This is a genomic window from Rhizobacter sp. P2_H3, from assembly GCF_056403355.1.
Window position 1 is genome coordinate 1 of sequence record NZ_JBFUFQ010000387.1, and the last position, 3178, is coordinate 3178.

The 3178-nt window shown below is 72.1% G+C and carries 2 protein-coding genes and 1 pseudogene; all 3 read left to right on the forward strand.

Features of this window, described 5'->3' with window-relative positions; all coding sequences use genetic code 11:
- Positions 1–229: pseudogene (locus AC1D1T_RS31315) on the forward strand (ABC transporter ATP-binding protein); the annotation flags it as partial.
- A gap of 4 nt (positions 230–233) precedes the next feature.
- On the forward strand, positions 234–2600 hold the full coding sequence (locus AC1D1T_RS31320; RefSeq protein WP_477993259.1) for an ABC transporter permease: 2367 nt from the start codon (positions 234–236) through the stop codon (positions 2598–2600).
- A gap of 6 nt (positions 2601–2606) precedes the next feature.
- Positions 2607–3178: HlyD family secretion protein (locus AC1D1T_RS31325; RefSeq protein WP_477993261.1), on the forward strand; the 572-nt coding region annotated here is incomplete at its 3' end.

A 3178-nucleotide genomic window follows, 5' to 3' on the forward strand; every position in this document is an offset into this window, starting at 1 on the left:
CGTGCTGCTGTGCGACGAGCCGACCGGTGCGCTCGACTACCAGACCGGCAAGCTGGTGCTGGAGGTCATCGCGCGCATCAACGCCGAACTCGGCACCACCGCCATCGTGATCACGCACAACGCGGCGATCGCCGGCATGGCCGACCGCGTCGTCACGCTGGGCGACGGCCGCATCCTGCGGGTGCAAGCCAACGCGCACAAGCTGCAGCCGTCCGAGCTGACGTGGTGACGCGATGAAGGCCCTCGACCGCAAGCTGCTGCGCGACCTGCGCCTGATGTGGAGCCAGGCGCTGACGATCGCGCTGGTGGTGGCCAGCGGCATCGGCGGCTTCATCACCAGCCTGTCGGCCGTCGACTCGCTGGCGCTGGCGCGCGACCGGTTCTATGCGCAGGGCCGCTTCGCCGACGTGTTCGCCACCGTCAAGCGCGCGCCCGACGCAGCGGTCGATGCACTCAGCCGCATCGACGGCGTCGCGCAGGTGCAGACCACGCTGGAGGAAATGGCGCGCGTCGAGGTGCCCGGCTCGGCCGACCCGGTGCTCGGACAGCTGATCGGCCTGCCGCGGCGCGCCGGCGACGCGATGAACCGCGTGCTCGTCAGCAGCGGCCGCGCACCGGCGGCGGTRGCCGCGGGCGACGAGCGCATCGAGGCGCTGGTCTCCGAGGGCTTCGCGCAGTCGCGCGGCCTGGTGCCGGGATCGGAGTTGCAGGTGCAGCTGAACGGCCGCCGCCGCACGATCGTGATGGTGGGCACCGCGCTGTCGCCGGAGTACATCTTCGCCGGCCTGTGGGGCATGCCCGACACGCGCGGCTTCGGCATCTTCTGGATCGAACGCGAGACGCTGGCCGCCGCCTACGACATGCGCGGCGCTTTCAACCGCGTCGCGGTGCGGCTCGCGCCGGGGGCATCGGAAGAGGCGGTGATCGACGGGCTGTCGCGCCGGCTCTCGCCCTACGGCGGCCGCCAGGCCAACGGCCGCGACGAGCAGCCCTCGCACCTGATGCTCGACAACGAGATCAAGGAGCAGCGCGTGCTCGGCACCATCCTGCCGGCGATCTTCCTCGGCGTCGCCGCGTTCCTGCTCAACGTGGTCGTGACGCGGCTGGTGTCGACGCAGCGCGAGCAGGTGGCGGCGCTGAAGGCGCTCGGCTACCCGAACCGCGCGATCGGGCTGCACTACCTGAAGCTGGTGATGGCGATCGTGCTGGCCGGGCTGGTGCTCGGCGTGCTGCTGGGCAAGGTGCTCGGCACGCTGCTGACCGGGCTGTACGCCGAGCTGTTCCGCTTCCCGAGCTTCGAGCACGTGATCGCGCCGTGGCTGCTGGTGGTGAGCATCGGCATCACGGTGGCGACGGCGGTGGCCGGAACGCTGAACGCGATCGCCGCCACGGTGCGGCTGGCGCCCGCCGAAGCGATGCGCCCGCCGGCGCCCGGCCACTACCGCCGCACGCTGCTCGAGCGCCTGGGCGTGCGCGGCATGAACCCGGCGCTGCGCATGATCGTGCGCAACATCGAGCGGCGGCCGTTGCGCAGCGGGCTGTCGGTCGCCGGCGTCGCGGCGGCGGTCGCGATCGTCGTGCTGGGCAACTTCTTCCGCGACGCGATCGACGTGATCGTCGACAGCCAGTTCAACCTGAGCATGCGCACCGACATCACCGTGTGGGCGGCCGAGGCGGTGGGCGACGGTGCGCGCCGCGAGCTGATGCACCTGCCGGGCGTGCGCGACGTGGAGTCGACGCGCTTCGTCGCGGTGAACTTCATCAACGGGCACCGCCGCGAGCGCAGCCTGATCCGCGGCTACGCGCCGCGCGGGCAGCTGTTCCGCGCGATCGATGCGGATGGCCGCGAGACGGTGCTCGACGGCCGCGGGCTGGTGCTGACCGACCGGCTGGCCGACAAGCTCGCGCTGCGCGTGGGCGACCGGGTTCGCGTGGAGGTGCTGGAAGGCCGCGAGCGCACGCTCGAGCTGGTGGTGGGCGCGACGGTGCGCGAGATGATGGGGCTGAACGCCTACATGGACCGGCCGTCGCTGAACCGGGTGCTGGGCGACGGCGACCTGTCGACCGGCTTCATGATGGCGCTCGAGCGCGGCAGCGAGGATGCGGCGCTCGAGGCGACGAAGGCGCTGCCGGCGGTGGCCGGCGCGTGGAGCAAGTCGACGATGCTGCGCAACCTGCAGCAGATCAGCGCGCGCAACGTGCGCATCATGAGCACGATCCTGACGGTGTTCGCGAGCGTGATCGCGGTCGGCGTGGTCTACAACAACGCGCGCATCGCGCTGTCGGAGCGTGCCTGGGAGCTCGCGAGCCTGCGGGTGCTGGGCTTCACGCGCGCCGAGGTGTCGGGGCTGCTGCTGGGCGAGCTGGCGATCGTGATCGCGGTCGCGCTGCCGATCGGCATGCTGATGGGTTGGTCGATCACGCACGGCGTGGTCGAGCTGCTGAAGTCCGACCAGTTCTATTTTCCGGTGGTGATCCGGGCACGCACCTATGCGGGCGCGGCGCTGTGCGTGCTGGTGGCCGGTGCCGCCAGCGCGCTGGTGGTGCGCCGGCGCATCGACCGGCTCGACATGGTGTCGGCCTTGAAGACGAGGGATTGAACGATGATGACGCTGAAGCTTCCGCATGTGGGCCGGGCCTGGCTGGCCGGCGGTGCCGCGACGATCGCGGCGGTGGCGGTGATGGCGTGGGCCTTCATGCCGAGGCCGGTCGAGGTGGAGGTCGCCGTGGCGGCGACGGGGCGCTTCGAGGCGGCGGTCGAGGAGGATGCGAAGACGCGGCTGCGCGACCGCTACGTGGTGTCGGCACCGCTCGCCGGGCAGTTGGCGCGCATCGCGTTGCGCGAGGGCGATGCGGTGGCGGCCGGCGCGGTGGTGGCGCAGCTGACGCCGGTGCTGTCGCCGATGCTGGACGAGCGCACGCGCCGCGAGCAGCAGGCGCGGCTGGAGGTGACCGAGGCGCAGCTGCAGCGGGCGAGCGCGCGCGTCGAGGGGGCGCGGGTGGCGTTGCTGCAGGCGCGCAACGATGCGCAACGCAGCGAGCAGCTGGCGAAGCAGGGCTTCGTGTCGCCGACGCGGCTGGAGACCGACCGGCTGGCGGCGCTGGCGGCGCAGAAGGAGCTCGATGCCGCGACCAGCGACCAGCACGCCGCCGGCCACGAGGTGGAGCAGGCGCGCGC